Source organism: Pedobacter gandavensis (assembly GCF_032678745.1).
Lineage (GTDB): Bacteria > Bacteroidota > Bacteroidia > Sphingobacteriales > Sphingobacteriaceae > Pedobacter > Pedobacter gandavensis_C.
Genome location: NZ_JAVTST010000011.1, coordinates 85,893 through 104,324, shown reverse-complemented (window position 1 = coordinate 104,324; position 18,432 = coordinate 85,893). Strand labels below are relative to the sequence as shown.

The 18,432-nt window shown below is 40.3% G+C and carries 21 protein-coding genes; 11 read left to right on the top strand and 10 right to left on the bottom strand.

Going from position 1 to position 18,432, the window contains the following annotated elements:
- From R2S10_RS23715 to lipA, 3 genes are all read right to left on the bottom strand, one after another.
- Window positions 1-873 (bottom strand): anti-sigma factor, encoded by an 873-nt coding sequence (locus R2S10_RS23715; protein WP_316842881.1) that lies wholly within the window; start codon window positions 871-873, stop codon window positions 1-3.
- Window position 874: 1 nt separating this feature from the next.
- A complete protein-coding gene (locus R2S10_RS23710) occupies window positions 875-1,426 on the bottom strand; it encodes an RNA polymerase sigma factor (RefSeq protein WP_316842880.1) in 552 nt (183 codons plus the stop codon).
- A 69-nt stretch (window positions 1,427-1,495) separates the two neighbouring features.
- Window positions 1,496-2,374, bottom strand: a complete 879-nt coding sequence (gene lipA / locus R2S10_RS23705; RefSeq protein WP_316842879.1) for a lipoyl synthase — start codon at window positions 2,372-2,374, stop codon at window positions 1,496-1,498.
- A 110-nt stretch (window positions 2,375-2,484) separates the two neighbouring features.
- Between lipA and R2S10_RS23700 the strand changes: the two genes are divergently transcribed.
- Window positions 2,485-2,889: an OsmC family protein gene (locus R2S10_RS23700; protein ID WP_316842878.1), complete on the top strand. Its 405-nt coding sequence runs from the start codon at window positions 2,485-2,487 to the stop codon at window positions 2,887-2,889.
- Here the strand turns inward: R2S10_RS23700 and ytxJ are convergent.
- From ytxJ to R2S10_RS23685, 3 genes are all read right to left on the bottom strand, one after another.
- Window positions 2,879-3,211, bottom strand: a complete 333-nt coding sequence (gene ytxJ, locus R2S10_RS23695; protein WP_316842877.1) for a bacillithiol system redox-active protein YtxJ — start codon at window positions 3,209-3,211, stop codon at window positions 2,879-2,881. The two genes, R2S10_RS23700 and ytxJ, sit on opposite strands and share 11 nt — an antisense overlap.
- A 212-nt stretch (window positions 3,212-3,423) precedes the next feature.
- The gene (gene ribH, locus R2S10_RS23690; RefSeq protein ID WP_316842876.1) at window positions 3,424-3,915 is read right to left on the bottom strand and encodes a 6,7-dimethyl-8-ribityllumazine synthase; all 492 of its coding nucleotides are present in this window, start codon (window positions 3,913-3,915) and stop codon (window positions 3,424-3,426) included.
- A gap of 76 nt (window positions 3,916-3,991) precedes the next feature.
- The gene (locus tag R2S10_RS23685; protein ID WP_316842875.1) at window positions 3,992-4,660 is read right to left on the bottom strand and encodes a tetratricopeptide repeat protein; all 669 of its coding nucleotides are present in this window, start codon (window positions 4,658-4,660) and stop codon (window positions 3,992-3,994) included.
- A 237-nt stretch (window positions 4,661-4,897) separates the two neighbouring features.
- Here R2S10_RS23685 and recF point away from each other — a divergent pair, with 237 nt between their 5' ends.
- Complete coding sequence (recF, locus tag R2S10_RS23680; protein WP_316842946.1) at window positions 4,898-6,001, top strand: DNA replication/repair protein RecF; 1,104 nt, start codon at window positions 4,898-4,900, stop codon at window positions 5,999-6,001.
- Complete coding sequence (locus R2S10_RS23675) at window positions 5,994-6,284, top strand: DUF721 domain-containing protein (protein WP_316842874.1); 291 nt, start codon at window positions 5,994-5,996, stop codon at window positions 6,282-6,284. Before recF ends, R2S10_RS23675 begins: the two co-directional genes overlap by 8 nt.
- Before the next feature lie 3 nt (window positions 6,285-6,287).
- On the opposite strand, the gene R2S10_RS23670 is transcribed toward R2S10_RS23675, so the two are convergent.
- The 3 genes from R2S10_RS23670 to R2S10_RS23660 all read right to left on the bottom strand — a co-directional run bounded on the left by R2S10_RS23670 (window position 6,288) and on the right by R2S10_RS23660 (window position 8,107).
- Window positions 6,288-6,467, bottom strand: a complete 180-nt coding sequence (locus R2S10_RS23670) for a hypothetical protein (RefSeq protein WP_316842873.1) — start codon at window positions 6,465-6,467, stop codon at window positions 6,288-6,290.
- A 54-nt stretch (window positions 6,468-6,521) separates the two neighbouring features.
- Window positions 6,522-7,262 carry an FKBP-type peptidyl-prolyl cis-trans isomerase gene (locus R2S10_RS23665; protein ID WP_316842872.1) on the bottom strand — a complete coding sequence of 247 codons (741 nt, stop codon included), beginning with the start codon at window positions 7,260-7,262 and terminating at the stop codon, window positions 6,522-6,524.
- A 425-nt stretch (window positions 7,263-7,687) separates the two neighbouring features.
- The gene (locus R2S10_RS23660; RefSeq protein ID WP_222537471.1) at window positions 7,688-8,107 is read right to left on the bottom strand and encodes a nucleoside-diphosphate kinase; all 420 of its coding nucleotides are present in this window, start codon (window positions 8,105-8,107) and stop codon (window positions 7,688-7,690) included.
- A gap of 107 nt (window positions 8,108-8,214) precedes the next feature.
- Here R2S10_RS23660 and R2S10_RS23655 point away from each other — a divergent pair, with 107 nt between their 5' ends.
- The 6 genes from R2S10_RS23655 to R2S10_RS23630 all read left to right on the top strand — a co-directional run bounded on the left by R2S10_RS23655 (window position 8,215) and on the right by R2S10_RS23630 (window position 14,675).
- The gene (locus tag R2S10_RS23655) at window positions 8,215-9,225 is read left to right on the top strand and encodes a DHH family phosphoesterase (RefSeq protein WP_316842945.1); all 1,011 of its coding nucleotides are present in this window, start codon (window positions 8,215-8,217) and stop codon (window positions 9,223-9,225) included.
- A gap of 110 nt (window positions 9,226-9,335) precedes the next feature.
- Entirely contained in the window at window positions 9,336-10,334 is a 999-nt protein-coding gene (locus R2S10_RS23650; protein WP_316842871.1) for an FKBP-type peptidyl-prolyl cis-trans isomerase, read from the top strand.
- A 67-nt stretch (window positions 10,335-10,401) separates the two neighbouring features.
- On the top strand, window positions 10,402-11,169 hold the full coding sequence (locus R2S10_RS23645) for a TatD family hydrolase (RefSeq protein WP_316842870.1): 768 nt from the start codon (window positions 10,402-10,404) through the stop codon (window positions 11,167-11,169).
- A gap of 3 nt (window positions 11,170-11,172) precedes the next feature.
- The gene (locus R2S10_RS23640; protein WP_316842869.1) at window positions 11,173-12,189 is read left to right on the top strand and encodes a type I asparaginase; all 1,017 of its coding nucleotides are present in this window, start codon (window positions 11,173-11,175) and stop codon (window positions 12,187-12,189) included.
- A gap of 86 nt (window positions 12,190-12,275) precedes the next feature.
- Window positions 12,276-13,691 (top strand): MBL fold metallo-hydrolase, encoded by a 1,416-nt coding sequence (locus R2S10_RS23635; RefSeq protein ID WP_316842868.1) that lies wholly within the window; start codon window positions 12,276-12,278, stop codon window positions 13,689-13,691.
- Window positions 13,692-13,712: 21 nt separating this feature from the next.
- Window positions 13,713-14,675 carry a YpdA family putative bacillithiol disulfide reductase gene (locus tag R2S10_RS23630; RefSeq protein WP_316842867.1) on the top strand — a complete coding sequence of 321 codons (963 nt, stop codon included), beginning with the start codon at window positions 13,713-13,715 and terminating at the stop codon, window positions 14,673-14,675.
- A 61-nt stretch (window positions 14,676-14,736) separates the two neighbouring features.
- Here the strand turns inward: R2S10_RS23630 and R2S10_RS23625 are convergent, their stop codons facing one another.
- A complete protein-coding gene (locus tag R2S10_RS23625; RefSeq protein ID WP_316842866.1) occupies window positions 14,737-15,756 on the bottom strand; it encodes an alpha/beta hydrolase in 1,020 nt (339 codons plus the stop codon).
- Between the two features lie 72 nt (window positions 15,757-15,828).
- On the opposite strand from R2S10_RS23625, the gene R2S10_RS23620 reads away from it, so the two are divergent.
- Complete coding sequence (locus tag R2S10_RS23620; RefSeq protein WP_316842865.1) at window positions 15,829-16,800, top strand: polyprenyl synthetase family protein; 972 nt, start codon at window positions 15,829-15,831, stop codon at window positions 16,798-16,800.
- 90 nt (window positions 16,801-16,890) lie between these two features.
- Window positions 16,891-18,390, top strand: a complete 1,500-nt coding sequence (locus tag R2S10_RS23615; protein ID WP_316842864.1) for a M28 family peptidase — start codon at window positions 16,891-16,893, stop codon at window positions 18,388-18,390.
- Window positions 18,391-18,432: the final 42 nt, after the last annotated feature.

The window sequence follows — 18,432 nt, the reverse complement described above, 5'->3', positions numbered from 1 at the left end:
TTAAACGCCACCCATGGCAATCATTTGATCCATTGTTGGACCAGCTGAACCACCTCTTTTTTCTAAAGTAACGGCAAAGGCATCTGCACCTGCAATTTCCTTCATTTTCAAAAGAATGTGGCTACTATCTGTCTTCACATCAAATACACCAAGGTCTACCGGTTTTCCTTTTACCAGGGCCCAAAGTTGATATTGATGTGCCTCATCGTTTTTAGGAAGGCTCATTTTAGAATTATCCAACATGACATGGCGACCTGAAGTATGCCAATACACCGTCATTTTAGCCTGAGGATCCATTTTCGTTCCTGCCAAACGCACAGTTTTCCAGTCCGGATCAGCAGGCATATCTGCAATGGTTTGCAATTCCTTATTGGTTTCTGTCATGTAATTCACCGTAGCGGCAAATCGTTGTTTATCTTGATTTAAAGCAATGATCTGATTTTTTGCAGTATCTAATTCCGTGTGTGCAGAATAAAGGGCAATGCCACTTACCACTAATAATGTTGCGCAGGCTGCTAATGCAATTTTTAAGGTTCTGATTTTCGCATCATATCCATGTGGTGCCAGAGGCAAAACTTTTGTTGCTTCCTGTTGATCAGCAACAGCTGGAATGGGTTTGGCCACAGGTGTTTCCTGAGCATTTTCCATGGCAGTGATTTTACCCAGGATAATACTTTCTAATTCTGGAGAAGGGCTGATGGCATTTTGCATGGCATATTTTTCCATAGCAATTTCAATTGCAGTAATCTCCTTTTTTACATCCGGATATTTTGCTGCCATTGCTTCCACTTCACGTTGTTCTTGCGCGTTAAGATCGCCGAGAACGTAAAGTTCAAGTGTGCCTGATTCAATATATGCTTTTCCCTCTTCCACTTTAATTAAAATGCTTTCTTAATTCCATAATAGCCATCCTGATGCGGGTTTTAACCGTACCTAATGGCAAGTCTAATTCTTCTGCCGCTTCAACATGTGTGTATCCTTTGAAATAAACCATATTCAATACATGATTGAATTCTGGTTTCAATGCAGTGACCATGTCTTTCAAACCGATCAGGTCTGAGTTGAAAGTTGTTTCTTTCTGTGCGTCAATGAAATCTACGTTATTTTCGATGTCTTGGTTTTTATTGGCGTTCTTAAAATCTTTTGAACGGAGCTTATCGATTGATAAATTCCGGGCAATATTCATCATCCAGGTAAACAGACGTCCTTTTGAGGGGTCATAACTATCTGTAGAGTTCCAGATTTTTAAGAAAGTTTCTTGCAGTATATCTTCCGCTACTTCAGTATGGGAGACAATTCTCGAAATTACGCCAAACAAAGAAGCTGAATACATATCGTATAATGCTTTCATAGCATTAGTATCTCTGGCTTTTAAAGCCAGAATGAGCTGATCTTCAGTGAGGGAGATTTTCTTTGTCGTTGTCAAGGTTTACTAATATACAGATATACAGTAAACCTTAACAAGAAAAGTTAAATTTTGTTTGCTTTTTATCGCTTATAGATCAAATAGGTGTTTTTCAGCATGATAAGAAGAACGCACCAATGGTCCGCTTTCTACATATTTGAAACCTTTTGCCATTCCTACCTCTTTGTATTTGGCAAACTGATCTGGATGTATCCAGTCCAGCACCGGGTGGTGATTGCGGGTTGGCTGCAGGTATTGTCCTAAAGTAAGGATATGAACGCCATTGGCAACTAAATCGTCCATTGCTTCATATACATCTTCTTCCGTTTCTCCTAAACCAAGCATAATTCCTGTTTTAGTTCTCAATCCGAAATCAGAAATGCGTTTAAGACATTCTAAACTTCTATCGTATTTTGCCTGGATGCGTACTTGTTTGGTTAAACGTCTTACCGTTTCCACATTATGAGACATCACCTCTGGTCTTTCCTCCAGTACGCGGTATAAATTGTCCCAGATCCCTCTAAAGTCAGGGATTAAAGTCTCTAAAGTAGTTTCCGGACTTTCTCTTCTGATCGCCTGTAAAGTCTCTGCCCAAATGATAGAACCACCATCTTTCAGGTCATCTCTATCTACGGAGGTAATTACACAGTGTTTTACCTGCATCAATTTTACTGAGTTTGCCACACGATTAGGCTCATCAGTATCCACAGCTAATGGTCTGCCGGTAGCTACTGCACAGAAAGAGCAGGAGCGGGTACAGATATTTCCAAGAATCATGAAGGTTGCAGTACCGGCACCCCAGCACTCGCCCATATTCGGGCAATTGCCACTTTCGCAAATGGTATGCAGTTTATGCGTGTCTACCAGACTACGTACTTGTGCATATTCTTTACCAACAGGAAGCTTAACTCTAAGCCAATCAGGTTTACGTTGTACTGTGTTTGCGGAAACAACCGGAAGTTCGATCATGGGACAAAGTTAAGCAATAGGTTTGAATAGTTATAAAAATGCCTGCTTTAACAACGCTAATCTGACAGTTTTAAAAAAATATGTTAATCTTGCAGTCTAAATACTAAGCGATGGCAACTTCAAAAATAACTTATAACGGAAGTTTGAGGACAACTTCTGTTCATGAACGTTCGGGAAATGAGATCATAACTGATGCACCTGTAGACAACCAGGGTAAGGGGGAGGCGTTTTCGCCGACAGATTTATTGGCTACTTCTTTAGGAAACTGTATGCTTACGATTGTGGGAATTGCTTCCGCATCACATGGATTCAACATTGATGGGGCTACTTGTGAGATCACAAAGATCATGGCCGAAAATCCAAGGAGGGTTTCGGAAATTGTGGTCAATTTCCAATTCCCTGCAAATGGTTATTCTGATAAGGATAAAACGATCATTGAGCGTTCGGCACATACTTGTCCGGTGGCGATGAGTTTACACCCTGATATCAAGCAAACGGTATCTTTTAATTATTAATCATTTCGGCAACCTCCTCCGCGGAGATGTCGCTATGTGAAGCATCAAGTATACAATCTCCGTCTTTGATCAATAAGATCTGTGGAGATTCGTGATGCACCTGGAAGGTTTCTGCAATATTTGCAGAAATCTCCCTGAAGCTCACTAAATCCAGGAAGTATAGATTTGTAGTTTCAGGAATCGCTTCCCAGTCCAGCTCAAAGCGTCTTTTTGCCATGCTACTTACCGAACAACGGGTACTGTGTTTAAAAATTAAACTGTATCCTTCTTTATTTTTTATCTCGCTGATCTGAGCCAGATCATTTATCTGTGTCCACTGCATCAAAATTCTTTTAATAGGTATTATATCTTTCCTTATCGTCTTTTCTGCGGATAAGAGCCATAAGCCGGGCATAGTTTATTAGAGCAGGCTTGTAGCAGCATCACCGTACAGGATAAGCAAAGCAATAAAATGACTAATTTTTTCATTTTCAAATGATTTAAAAAATTTCTTCTACTAAATTACCAATTTTAATACGAAGAAACAATGCTTTGCTAAGCAGTAACTGCCAGTTCAGACATTTTCAGCGCTGTAATTGCCGCCTCATCGCCTTTGTTGCCATGTTTCCCACCTGCGCGGTCAATTGCCTGTTGTAAATCATTGGTAGTCAGTACGCCGAAAATTACGGGCTTACTGTATTTTACGCTCACCTGAGTTACACCATGTGCCACTGCATCGCAGATAAAGTCGAAATGTTTCGTGTCGCCCTGAATCACACAACCTAAGCAAATTACGGCATCCAGATCCTGGTGTTTCTTTAACAGGATATCAGCAGCTGAAGTTAGCTCAAAACTACCCGGTACTGCGATAGAAAGAATGTTCTCTTCCGCAACGCCATGGTCTAGTAAGGTTTTTAAAGCGCCATTATATAGGCTGCCTGTGATTTCTGCATTCCACTCCGCAACAGCGATTGCGATCTTAAACGCCGCACCATTAGGAACGGTAGTATGTGAAAAGTCAGATAGGTTTTTAAGTTGTGTTGCCATAATGCAAATATAAGGAAAGGGTACAAAAAAAGGCTAGCCGTAATGGCTAACCTTTGTCATAATATTTTTTAACGTCCTACTTCAGCTGAACGGAAGCGCGTGCGATGTATTCATCGATCATTGCTGCTTCCTGGCTTTCCGGAAATTGAGTTTTAATTTTTGTGTAAGCTTCTTCTGCAGATTTGAAATCTTTCAGATGCTCATAAACTAATCCTAGTTTTTTAAGGAACATTGGAGAAGTGAATTTGTTGCTCGCTTTATCAGCTGCTTTCTTGTAATAAGTAGCCGCTTGTTTGAAGTCTTTCAACTCGCTATAAGCATCACCTAATAAACCTAAAGCCAATGGATCTGCTACAGGACTTCCTGTTTCAGAATATTTACCCAAAGCTTCTGTCGCTTTTTTGTACTCACCTTTACGCAAATAGATACCACCTAAATAAAGGTTGGCTAAGTTTGCTGATTTGGTATTGTCGTACTCTTCCGCAATTTTTTCTAAACCTGGATAACCACCTTCGCCATTGATTGCTTTGTTGGCAAGAGAATCTACACCAAGAAACTGCTCTGCTTTATACATTTTAGCCGATGCTTCTTGTGCTCTGTCTTTTAGATACACATTCTGATACCAAAAATAGATTCCAATTAATAGCACTACAGCGCCTGCAATGAACAAAAGGCTTTTTGAATTTTCTTCTAAAAAGGAACCCTTTCTTACCGGGTGACTCGTTTCTTTTTCTGTTGTAGACATTTTATTTAAAAAAATTAAGGATTGCAAAAATACATTTTTATGGGAAAGTATCAACCCCTTTCGGTCGATTTCTTAAACTTTGTTACCTAAATGGTTAAACCGAACTACCTGATGGTTAATAATCTACTGCATAGAGGCTAAAAACTGCTTTGAAGCTCGAATATAAAAGGATAAATAAATGATACCACCGCTTGACTATATTCACAAAGCTAAACGGTAACTTTGCTGCATACAACTATGTGGTTAAAAAACATTACACTCCTCAACTTTAAAAATTATTCTGATGCAAGTCTTAGTTTTTCCAAAACTGTAAATGCGTTTGTAGGGAATAATGGTGCAGGAAAGACCAATTTATTAGATGCAATTCATTACCTCTGCTTATGTAAAGGATACTTCAATCCCATAGATAGCCAGCAGATCAAAACATCCGAAGATCTATTTTTGATCCAGGGGGATTTTGAGCGTGAAGCAAAGAATGAGAAGATCACCTGCGGGGTAAAAAGAAATCAAAAAAAACAATTCAAGCGCAATAAAAAGGAATACGATAAACTCGCCAACCATATTGGCTTATTCCCATTGGTGATGATCTCACCTTACGACACCACGATCATCATGGAGGGTAGCGAAGAGCGCAGAAGGTTTATGGATAATGTGATCTCTCAAACGGATGCACAATACTTGGATGAGTTGATGATGTACAATAAGCACATGTTAAACAGAAATGCTTTATTGAAACAGATTGCGCTGACGAGGAGGTATGATCCTACTTTATTGGAAATTTACAATGAGCAGCTGGTACAATCTGGCGATAAGATCTTTGCCAAACGCGAGCAGTTCATGGCTGATTTTATTCCTTTATTCAATAAATATTATCAGTACCTGACGGATGATAAAGAAGAGGTGAGTTTAACCTACCTCAGTCAATTGAAAGATACTCCTTTTCTGAAACTATTAAACCAGTCTATTGAGAAAGATAAAATCCTGGAACGTACCACCACTGGTATTCATAAAGACGACCTGATCTTTACGATTACGGCCATGCCTTTAAAGAAGTTTGGTTCCCAGGGCCAACAAAAATCTTTTTTAATTGCCTTGAAATTAGCGCAATATGCTTATCTTCAGAAGTTTAAAGGGTTCAAGCCCTTGTTGTTGCTGGATGATATCTTTGATAAACTTGATGACAACAGGATGCATAAGCTAATGGAAATGGTATCACATCATGATTTTGGGCAGATCTTTATTACAGACACCGGTAAGGAACGGGTGATGGCAGTATTCAATAAGATCGATGTGGCAGTCACTTTATTCGAAGTAAATAACGGGGCAGTAGAAAATGCGTAAACCTAATGATATCACCTTAAAAGAAGGCATTGGCAAATTGCTCAATGTCTATAAGCTGAAGGGCAAATTTGATGAAACCACCATCATTGCACTATGGCCGGAACTGATGGGCGTAGCCATTGGCAATCGCACCACGCAGATCTACATTTTTCAAAAGAAACTTTTTGTGAGAATTGAATCGTCGGTGATTAAAAATGAACTGATGATGGTCAGAACCGGAATCATTGAAAAATTAAATGAACGTGCCGGTTCTGAAGTAATCATAGAAATTGTATTTCTATAAGGTTTAACTGCGACCTCCAAAGATTCGGCTAACCAGCCAGATCACCAATGCAAGCACCAGTACAATCACGATAATACCGGTCCATACGCCAGCTTTGAATATACCTGTTACGAGTTCACAGCTCATGAGCGTGCTGGACAGTAGGGCAACAAGGGCCAGTGGGAAATATCTTTTTGCGATCATAAGCTTTTCTTTAGCTCTAATAACAAAGCAATTTCCCAATGGTTTTCCTCGGGCTTATTCGCCGTTTACTTTCAATAATTCTACTTCGAAAATTAAAGTGCTGTAAGGTGGGATATCCTGTCCCGCGCCACGCTCACCATAAGCCAGGTTATAAGGGATGAAAAATCTGTATTTTGAACCTGTAGACATCAATTGAATTCCTTCTGTCCATCCTGCAATCACCCTGTTTAAAGGCAATGAAAGTGGCTCATTTCTATCGTAAGAGCTGTCAAACTGTTTTCCGTTTAACAAAGTTCCTTTGTAGTGTGCTAAAACCGTATCCGTAGCCTTTGGCTTGATGCCGGTTCCTTCCTGAAGCACGATGTACTGTAATCCACTAGGGGTAACCTGTACGCCTGGATTTTTCTTGTTGTTTTCTAAAAATACTTTTCCTTCGTTGATCATAGGTAAAAATTTCTTTTTGCTCAGGCCATTAAATAGGTTGCTGATTGGTGTTTGTGAATCTTCTTTTTTAATTAGTAATGTTTTTCCCTCTAATGCGTCTTTCATCCCTCTGATCATCAGATCATAGTTTAAGGCCGCTAGTCCATCTTTTTTCATGCTAGCCGCCATATTCGCACCTAAAGCATAACTAGCAGAATCCAGGTTGTTTTTGAAAACAGGTTTTACCGGACCTTTAGCCTGTGTTTTTGCTGCTGTAGCTTTTTTAGCAGGACTCGCCTTTGTTCCTTTTGTCTGTGCCATAGCGACGAAGCTGCAGCATGGAAGTAATAAGGTGATCAAAATTTTTTTCATCAATTCTATGTGTTTTATAAATAAGCCAGCATCCTCATGCAAAGCCCAGGGAGTTGTTTGTGGCGGAAAGGTACAAAGTATCCTCAAATTTTTTGTAAAGATTGATTGGCTTAGCCATAAATGTGAAAAACAGGAGCCTATTAAAGGTAGATATAAAACAGCGGAAATCCCCGGGAAGAATGGCAGGTTCAGATAGGGTTGGCTTAGGGTTGATATAGGGTCTGGTTAGTTAAACCCTATATCAACCCTAACCGAACCCTTACTGAACCCTATCTAAACCTGCCATTCTTCCCGGGCACAAATCCTACAATTTTGGCAAAAAAAATAAGCACCCTGTTCAGGATGCTTATTTTTAAAAGGTCAGGGAAATTGGAGTAATGAATACTTCCTTTCCAGACCATGAGGTGCTTTCCTGTTCAGGAAGACTAGAAACGCTCAGCAGCAGTAAAGAAGAAATCTCCTTCAATTTGTGCATTTTCGTCAGAGTCAGAACCGTGAACAGCATTTGCATCAATAGATTTTGCATATTTTGCACGGATTGTACCTTCAGCTGCATCAGCTGGGTTAGTAGCACCGATTAATTTTCTGAAATCTTCAATTGCATTGTCTTTTTCTAAGATAGCAGCAACGATTGGTCCTGAAGACATGAAAGTTACTAAATCTTTGTAGAAAGGACGTTCAGCATGAACTGCATAGAACTGACCAGCAGTTTCTTCTGTCAATTTAGTATATTTTAAAGCAACGATTTTGAAACCTGCTGCAGTAATGTCATTGATGATTGCGCCGATATGTCCGTTTGCAACAGCATCAGGCTTAATCATGGTAAATGTTCTGTTTGTAGTCATCTTATTTCAATTTTTTTGCAAAATTACGTTTTATACTGTTAATATTATAGCATCAAATATAATAGGCTCCAATTAATCATTTAATCACTAGCTTTGCAGTGAAAATTATGCTATCTGTTCCTGAATTAAAATCATTGCTGGCAACGCCGCAGAAAATTGTAATCACGACCCACCATAAGCCTGATGGCGATGCGATGGGTTCATCCTTAGGCTTGTACGCTTATCTGATCCAGAAAGGACATCACGTTACCGTGATTACCCCTACGGATTATCCTTACTTTTTACATTGGCTTCCAAACAATTCCGATGTGATCATTTACACCGAACAACAGGAGAAAGCTGCGCAATTAGTGGCTGATGCTGCCATGATCTTTTGCCTGGACTTTAACAACCTGAGCAGGATTAATGAGTTGGGTGAACTGGTAAGAGCATCAAGTGCTTTAAAATTGATGATCGACCACCATTTGGATCCGGAAGATTTTGATGATTATCGCCATTGGAGTATCAATGCCTGTGCTGCGGCACAACTGGTATATGACTTTATTGTGAATGAACTGGAAGACGGCGAATTCATGAATAAGGACATTGCAACCTGTTTATACACAGGAATCATGACCGATTCTGGTTCTTTCCGCTTCCCTTCTGCCAATGCAACGGTTTACCGAATTGCTGCGGATCTGATTGATTTGGGTGCGGAACATTGGAAAATCCACCAGTTGGTGTATGACAATGCAACAGAAAACCGCTTGCGTTTCCTTGGCCATTGTTTGAGTAATAAACTGGAAATCATTCCTGAATTCCATACAGCAATCATCACGGTGACCAAAGAAGAATTGAAATCATTCAATATTCAGACAGGTGATACAGAAGGTATTGTGAACTATGCATTGTCCATAAATGGGATAAAATTAGCTGCATTTATTATTGAAAGAACTGATAAAGTTAAATTATCTTTGCGCTCCACGGGAGATTTCCCTGCAAATGAGATTTGTAAGAAATATTTCAATGGTGGCGGGCATAAAAATGCTGCCGGTGGGTTTTCAGATGAAAACTTAGCAGATACGGTAACGACTTTTAAAGCGTTATTACCAGATTATAAAGTGCAATTGAAACAGTAAATAAAGGCTATTGCTGTTCGAGGTGTAAATAAAATTGAAAACAATGGAGGGGCAACCTTCCTTGCAGAAATAAAAGAAATTAAATAAAAAACAAAAACTTAATAAACCACATGAAGAAAGGTATCGTAATTCTTTTCGCAGCAACACTTGGATTAGCTGCTTGTAACCAATACAAAAAAGGTCCGGGTGGCCTGATGTACACCATTCACAAAGATGGTGGAAAAGATAAAATTAAAGAAGGTGATATTGTAAAATTGAACTTTATTCAAAAAACTGAAAAAGACTCGGTAACTGTAAATACATGGGATATGGAAGCACCACAAGTGTTCCCTGTTCAGAAAAAAGTATTTGCTGGTGATATGAACGACGTATTGACCATGTTTGGAGAAGGCGATAGTGCTACTTTCAAATTAGATTTAGATACAGTTGCTAAATATTCTGGTCAGCCGAAACCAGCTGGTCAAAAAGATAAATACCTTATTTTTACTATTAAAGTAGAAAAAGTATTAGCAAAAGGTAAAGACGAAGCAGATTCAACTTTCCAGAAAAAAGCAAGAGAGTTTTTTGAAAAAGATTACAAAGCAAACATTGAAAAAATGAAAGCTTCGGAAGCGGGTAAAATCAAAAAATACATCGCTGATAACAACCTTAAAACAACTACTACGGCTTCAGGATTACAATATGTAATTGTTAAACCAGGTAACAACGAAAAACCTGTTTTAGGAGATACCATGATGGTAAACTATACTGGTAAATTAACGACTAAAAAATCTGACGGTAAAGACAATATCTTCGATACCAGTGATGAGAAAATCGCTAAAGAATCAGGTAAACACAATCCAATGGCTACTTATGGTCCACGTGCAATCGTTTTAGGTAGAGCAATTCCTGGATTTGATGAAGGTTTACAATTGATCGGTAAAGGTGGTAAAATGACTATGGTGATTCCTTCAGCTTTAGCTTATGGCGAAGGTGGAATGCAACAAGGTGGTATCAGTCCTTTCGCTCCTCTAGTATTTGACGTGGAATTGGCAGATATCAAAAAACCTAAAGCACAACCTGCTGCGGCATTAACACCTGCAACAGTTGCTCCAACAGGAAAAAAATAATAAAAAAGCATAAAATAGAAGAGCCCGTCCGCATATAGCGGACGGGCTTTTTTTATTAACTTTGTCCATGCTTTTTACGGATACCCATACCCACCTATATTACGAGACAGACCCTGAAAAATTAGATATCTTGATGCAAAGATGTCTCGATAATAATGTAGAACGATTGTTCCTGCCCAATGTTGATGTTGCCTCTATTGCCAAAATCAATGCAATGGTGGAAAAATATCCTGCCAATTGTTTCGCAATGGCCGGTTTACACCCGTGTGATGTAAAGGAAGACTATGAACTGGTGTTGGACGAGATCTGCGAAAGTATAGTCGGTAGAGACATTTATGCCATTGGCGAGATCGGAATCGACCTCCATTGGGATAAAACGACTTTAGATATTCAAAAAATCGCCTTTACTGAACAAATCAAATGGGCGAAAGATCTCAACCTGCCTATTGTTATCCATTGCAGAGAAGCTTTCGATGAGATCTTCGAAGTCCTGGAAAAAGAAAAAGATGCCAAATTAAGAGGGATCTTACATTGCTTTACCGGGAATGTAGCGCAAGCAAAACAAGCCATCGACCTTGGTTTTTACCTGGGTATCGGTGGAGTAGTTACCTATAAAAAAGCTGGACTGGACGAGGTTTTGAAAGAAATCCCGTTGGCCAATCTTGTGCTGGAAACCGATTCTCCTTACCTGGCACCTGTCCCTTTCCGTGGTAAACCAAATGAAAGCAGTTACCTGATTCATATTGCGGAAAAATTAGCAGACATTTACCAAACCGATATCGAAGAAATTGCTGCAAAAACTACTGCCAATTCTAAAACTATCTTCAACATCTAACCAATGACTAAAATACTGATCATCTACACCGGCGGAACCATAGGAATGGTAAACGATCCTAAAACCGGTGTACTCATTCCCTTTAACTTTGAGCAAATTCAACAAAATGTTCCGGAACTGGCCAGGTTAAATTACGACCTTTCCGTGCATTCTTTTGACCCCATCATAGACTCCTCCAATATGGACCCCTTGATTTGGGAAGAATTAGCCAGCTTAATCAGGGATAAATATGAGGAATTTGATGGTTTTGTGATTCTTCATGGCTCTGATACCATGTCCTTTACCGCTTCAGCATTGAGCTTTATGCTGGAAAACCTGTCTAAACCCGTGATCTTAACCGGATCTCAGTTGCCGATAGGTGAGATCAGAACAGATGCCAAAGAAAACCTGATTACCGCATTGGAAATCGCGGCCACCAAGAAACAAGGGAAAGCAATGGTGCCTGAAGTATGTATTTATTTCGATTATCAGCTGTTTCGTGGCAATCGCTCTATAAAATACAATTCAGAAAAGTTTGAAGCTTTCCGCTCGCCAAATTATCCGATTCTGGCAGAAGCAGGCGTACACCTTTCTTTCTATAAAAACTACATCGCCAAACAACCTACTGAACCTTTAAAGGTGCATACGAAGTTCAATGCCAATATCGGTGTATTGAAACTGTATCCCGGAATTTCTCCTCAAGCCGTTCATGCCATTACCAAATCCGGAGTGGATGCCATCGTACTGGAGACTTTTGGTTCCGGAAATACCAATACCGCCGATTGGTTTATCGCCAGCTTAGAGGAAGCCATCAATAATGGCAAACTGATCATCGACATTACACAGTGTAAAAGAGGATCTGTGGAATTGGGGAAATATGAAACCAGTAAAAAATTACAGCAAATGGGAGTGGTATGCGGTTACGACATTACTTTCGAAGCTACCGTTACTAAACTGATGTATTTAATGGGACAGGATTATACCAATTCAGAAGTGGCTGCTTTGATGGAGCAATCCCTTCGCGGAGAGCTGACTGCCTAAATTTGTTATCCTGCCAATGTAATTAAAAACCAAAATCTTGGTCTATTCAATTATAACCTTAATTTTGCAGCTCATAGCAAATTGGAATGAAGATAGAGCAGATATATACAGGTTGTTTAGCAGAGGCAGCCTATTACATAGAAAGTAATGGTGAAGCGGCAATTATTGATCCCCTACGGGAGATAGATCCCTATCTTAAACGTGCGGAGAAAGACAATGCAACAATAAAATATATTTTTGAAACTCATTTCCACGCCGATTTTGTATCAGGACATGTAGACCTGGCAGAAAAATCAGGCGCGGAAATCGTTTACGGTCCAACCGCTCAAACAACTTTCAAATCTTTGATCGCCACAGATGGACAAACCTTCAAAATTGGCGCATTAACAATCACTACTTTGCATACACCTGGCCATACTCCGGAATCGACCACTTATCTGTTAACAGATGAGCAAGGGAAAGTACATTGTATCTTTACCGGAGATACCTTGTTTATCGGTGATGTTGGCCGCCCGGATCTGGCACAAAAAGGAGAACTGACGATGGAAGATATGGCAGCTACACTTTACGATTCCCTGCATAATAAAATTCTATGCCTTCCTGATGACGTATTGGTATACCCTGCACATGGTGCCGGTTCTGCCTGCGGAAAGAACATGAGCAAGGAAACTTTCGATACTTTAGGACATCAGAAAGAAGTCAACTACGCACTTAAAGCGAAGTCAAAAGAACAATTTGTAAAAGAAGTAACGGAGGGTATTTTACCTCCACCGCAATATTTTGCCAAAAATGCCGCCATGAACAAACATGGTTATGAGAGTTTTGAAGAAGTTTGTGAGAAAGGATTGACGCCTTTAACACCAGACGAATTTGAAGCTATGGCAAACAACACTGGGGCTTTGATCCTTGACACCAGAGATCCTCAGGTCTTCGCTAAGGGCTTTATCCCTTCTTCTGTGAATATTGGGTTAAATGGGCAGTTTGCCCCTTGGGTAGGCGCTTTAATCACCGATTTGAAACAACCTTTGCTATTGGTAGCTGAACCAGGTAAAGAAGAAGAAGCGATTACGCGACTTTCCAGAGTAGGCTACGACAATACCATTGGATTTTTAATGGATGGCATCAGCCTTTGGGAAGCCGCAGGCAAAGAACTGGATCGCATTACTTCCATCTCTGCTGCGGAATTTGAAGAGGTATTGAATAACAATGAAAATGTGAAAGCCCTGGATGTGAGAAAACCAGGAGAATATGCAGCAGAACACCTGGAACAAACGTTAACACGTCCTTTGGATTATATCAACGATTGGACCAATGAGATCGACCATAAGGAAACTTATTACATCCATTGTGCCGGGGGATACCGCTCCATGGTAGCCGCCTCCATTCTTAAAGCCCGTGGAGTGGAAAATGTAATCGACATTGCCGGTGGTTATGGAGCCATCAAAAATACAAGATTGAAACGTACTGATTTTGCTTGTCCTTCTAAAGGCATGAAAGCTTAATCCTAAAGTAAAGCGGATAAAATGAACAATTACGATGTACTGATTATTGGTGCCGGCCCGATAGGGATGGCTTGTGCAATTGAAGCTAAAAAGGCCGGATTGACCTATGTCATCGTAGAAAAAGGGGCATTGGTGAACAGCCTGTTCAATTATCCGGTGTTCATGACTTTCTTTTCTACTTCCCAACGACTGGAGATAGGAGAGGTACCCTTCGTGAGTATCAATCCAAAGCCCAATCGTAATGAAGCAGTTGAATACTATAGGAGAGTCAAAGAAAAGTTCTCTTTGAATATTCATCTTTTTGAAGAAGTGGAGAAGGTAGAGAAACAGGCAGATGGTATTTTTCAGGTCGGGACTTCTAAAAGAAAGTATCAAGCCAAAAAAGTAATTGTGGCCACTGGGTTTTATGACATTCCCTTAATGATGAATATCCCCGGAGAATCGCTGCCAAAAGTGACTCACTATTATAAAGATCCGCATTTGTATGCTTTTCAGAATGTAGTAGTGATAGGGGCGAACAATTCAGCCATTGATGCCGCTTTGGAAACATACCGTAAAGGAGCTAAGGTAACGCTGGTGATCCGTAGTGGAGAAATTGGTTCTTATGTGAAATATTGGGTTCGTCCGGATATTGAAAATAGGATTAAAGAAGGTGGAATTACCGCTCATTTTCATTCGGAAGTAACGGAGATTATGGTGGGGCAGGTTCGAATTAAAACTCCTGAGGGGGAGCATACGATCGACAATGATTTTGTAATTGCCATGACCGGTTATCATCCTGATTTTACGATGTTAAAAAACTTAGGCGTAGAAATGGGAGATGGTACGCAGCCTTTCTATAATGAAGAAAGCATGGAAAGTAACCTACCAGGCTTATACCTGGCAGGAGTAGTATGTGGAGGTATGGATACTCATAAATGGTATATAGAAAATAGCAGGGTACATGCCGAACAAATCTTTGCGCATATCGCAGCAGGTAGCTAAAGCTTCTATGTTCAGTAATTAGGATAGAGACTGCTAAAGTATAAAGGCCGCTGATCAACCATTAAGGTTGTACAGCGGCTTTTTCTTGTACCGGAATTTTTAATACCTGCTTTACAAAATCATCGATCGCCTGTAATACAGATGGGATGTCTTTTGATGTAATGTAAGAACCTAAAACATGGTCCCCGCCATTAGGAATTGCCTTTTTAACCTTTAAGGAAGCAGGCGTACCCAATTCATCAAACATTCTTAATTCAGCAGATACTTTGACTGTTTTATCTTGTTCCTGTTCATTTTTATAGTAATACAACAGCAAGGTGGGCTGTGTTACTTTTTCAAATGTCTGTTTGTTCATGGTCGTTTCCACCAGCTCCTGTAGTTGAACAGCAGATTCCAGACGGTATTTGGTGTACCAATATTTGTTGTATTCAGGACCATCACCGGAAACTTCTCTTTCTTTACCACCAAAGTTTAAGCGTGCAATTTGTAATCCCCATGGATTGTTTAACAACCAGGCGAATTTATCATTGATCTCAATGTTTGGAGAAATCAGCATCAGGCTGTATACTTCCTTAGGATAGGTAGCAGCCAGCTTTAAAGCTAAAGTACCACCGGTAGAAGTGCCAACTAAAATTACTTTTTTCCCTAATCTTTTTCCGATTTCCAGGGCCTGTTTGGCACTCTCCCAAGCCCTATCTGGCGTATAATACTCCATCGCCGCAACGGTATCTACTCCGTGATCAGCAAGTCTGGCCAGATATAAATTGGCATGAATCTCTTTAGCCAGATGCGTATGAACCGGGTTTCCCTCTTCTTTAGAAGCGCTATACCCATGTAAATACACAACCGAATACTCCGATTGCTGCTTTAACGCAGAATCGGCCCATACAATCTCCGCCTCGTTACCGGGCTTGATCTTGTGCTTCGACTCAATAGTTTTTACATAATTTTCAAGCTCTGGAAGTTGAGGAACAACAGGAAGCTGAGCGCTGTATAGTGGTTGTGCAGGTCTTGGACCCATAAAATATACCACGAGAGCGACTAAAATAACGGCGATAAGTACTTTGAATGTATTTTTCACTTTAAACTTTTTACTAAAAGTACGCTTTTAAAGATATTTAATTTATGTTTGCACACATATTTTTTCACCTGAATGCCGGGAATAAATCAGATAAAACTACCCATAGCCGCCGACATTGCTGCCTTCGAAGAAAAGTTCAAGGCCTCAATGCACAGTGACGCACCATTACTCGATAGAATTACCCATTATATTGTTAAAAGAAAGGGTAAACAAATTCGTCCGATGTTCGTCTTCTTTGCTGCAAAACTTTGCGGCGGAATCATTGAATCTACTCATAGAGGTGCCGCTTTAGTGGAACTTTTACATACTGCAACACTGGTTCATGATGATGTGGTAGACAATGCCTATGAACGTAGAGGTTTCTTTTCCATCAATGCCTTATGGAAAAACAAAATTGCTGTATTAGTAGGTGATTATCTGCTGGCCAAAGGCCTGTTGCTTTCTGTCAATAATGGGGAATTCCGTTTGCTGCAAATTGTTTCCGAAGCAGTGAAGCAAATGAGTGAAGGCGAGTTGCTGCAAATTGAAAAAGTGCGTAAGATGGACATCAGTGAAGAATTGTACTTCGATGTAATCCGTCAGAAAACGGCTTCTCTAATTGCTTCTTGCTGTGCTTGTGGAGCTGCATCGGCCGGTGCCGATGAAGAAACCATTGAGAAAATGAGGTTGTTTGGTGAAAAGGTAGGTATCGCTTTCCAGATTAAAGATGATACTTTCGACTTTGGAACTGATGATGTTGGGAAACCATTAGGCATCGATATTAAAGAGAAAAAGGTAACGCTACCTTTGATTTATGCGCTTAACCGCTCCGATAAAGCAGAGAAAAAGAAAATGATCAGTCTGGTGAAAAATCATCAGGATGACCCCGCAAAAATCCAGCAAATCATCGATTTTGTGAATGCAAAAGAAGGAGTTCGCTATGCGCATGAGAAAATGGTGCAATACCAGCAGGAAGCCTTCGATATCCTTTATAGCTTTGAACCCGGTGATGCCAGGACAGGATTAGAGCAATTGGTGCGCTATACCACAGAACGGAAGAAATAAACTACCGACATAAATTTGTTGCACAATAAAATGACCCGCAGGTAGGACTTGTAGGGGCAAAATCCTTATTTTCATTGAAAATCCCATTTTATGAAAGCTTTTTTTAGTTTACTAATTTGTAGTACCGCTATTTCTGCTGCGGCACAAACAAGCGTACAAGCACAGGTACAAACACAAATACAAGTGCAACAAGTGGCTCAGGATGATTTTATGCCTGTTTTTAAAGAAATTAATACGGATGTACAAGCCAATTCTAAAGCGTATAGCAACCTGAAATTCGCTACAGAAAGTATCGGACACCGCTTAACAGGGTCTGAAAATGGAGAGAAAGCAGAAGCCTATGTATTTCAATTGCTGAAATCTTATGGGTATGATGTAAAATACCAACCTTTTGAAGTGGAAAGCTGGAGTAGGATCAGCAATGAAACAAAAATCGGCGATTCTGAAATTGAGTTGAAAAAGATAAACTCGGTTACGTTGGCACATTCGCCGGTAAAAGCTAGTGTAATGGCAGAGCTGGTAGATTTAGGGAATGGCCTGGAAGCAGACTATATCAAGGATGCCGGAAAAGTGAAAGGAAAGATCGCATTGGTATACCTTGGAGTACTTCCCGGATCTCCGGAAAAAACACCTTATTTACACCGTTCAGAAAAAGCAGCAATTGCCATTCAGCATGGGGCTAGCGGAATCATCCTGATCAATGGGGTAAAAGGAGGCGTATTGCTCACGGGAACCGTCTCGGTTACCGGAAAGCTGATCCCAATCCCTGCACTTTGCATCGGTTTGGAAGAGGGAATGACACTGAAAGAAACACTGAAAAGTAAGAAACAATATGCCAGCTTAAACATGCGCAATTTCTCGGGTTTGATTAAAGCCAGGAATGTGATCGCAACGCTTAAAGGAACTACCTTGCCAGAAGAGAAAATTGTAGTAGGTGGCCATTTAGACAGCTGGGACCTGGCAACGGGGGCAATCGATAATGGGATCGGTTCTTTCGCTATCATTGATATGGCACGCACGTTCAAAAAGCTAAACCTGAAAACGGCGAGAACGCTGGAATTTGTCTTGTTTATGGGTGAAGAGCAAGGGTTATTAGGCTCTAAAGCTTATGTTGCTGCAGCGCAAAAACAAAACGCATTGGATAAAGTCAGGTTTATGTTAAACTACGATATGGCCAATAACCCTAAGGGTTTTTCTACGAGTAGAAAAGAAATGAAAGGTTTGTTTACTGCATGGGGTAGTCAGATCAATCAGTTGGATGCTGGTTTCAAAAATATATTTTATGCAGGCGCAGGCTTGCATAGCGATCATCAGCCTTTCTTATTGGAAGGGATTCCAACCGGCGGTGGCGCCGGCGAAGCATTGCCGAATAACTCGGGCCCTTTTTATCATTCTGATGGAGATGTATTCGCATTGGTAGATGATCAGGAATTGAGAAATACAGTTCGCTTTAGTGCCATGCTGGTGTATGCCCTGGCGAATACACCAAACATTCCGGTCAGTAGGCAGTCGGACGAGGTTTTGAAAAAGTTCCTTCAGGAAAATAACCTGGAAGTGCCGCTTAAAATCGCCGGTGAATGGCGTTGGTAAATTTAAAAGCACTGAATTCCAGGTCATGGAACTCAGTGCTGA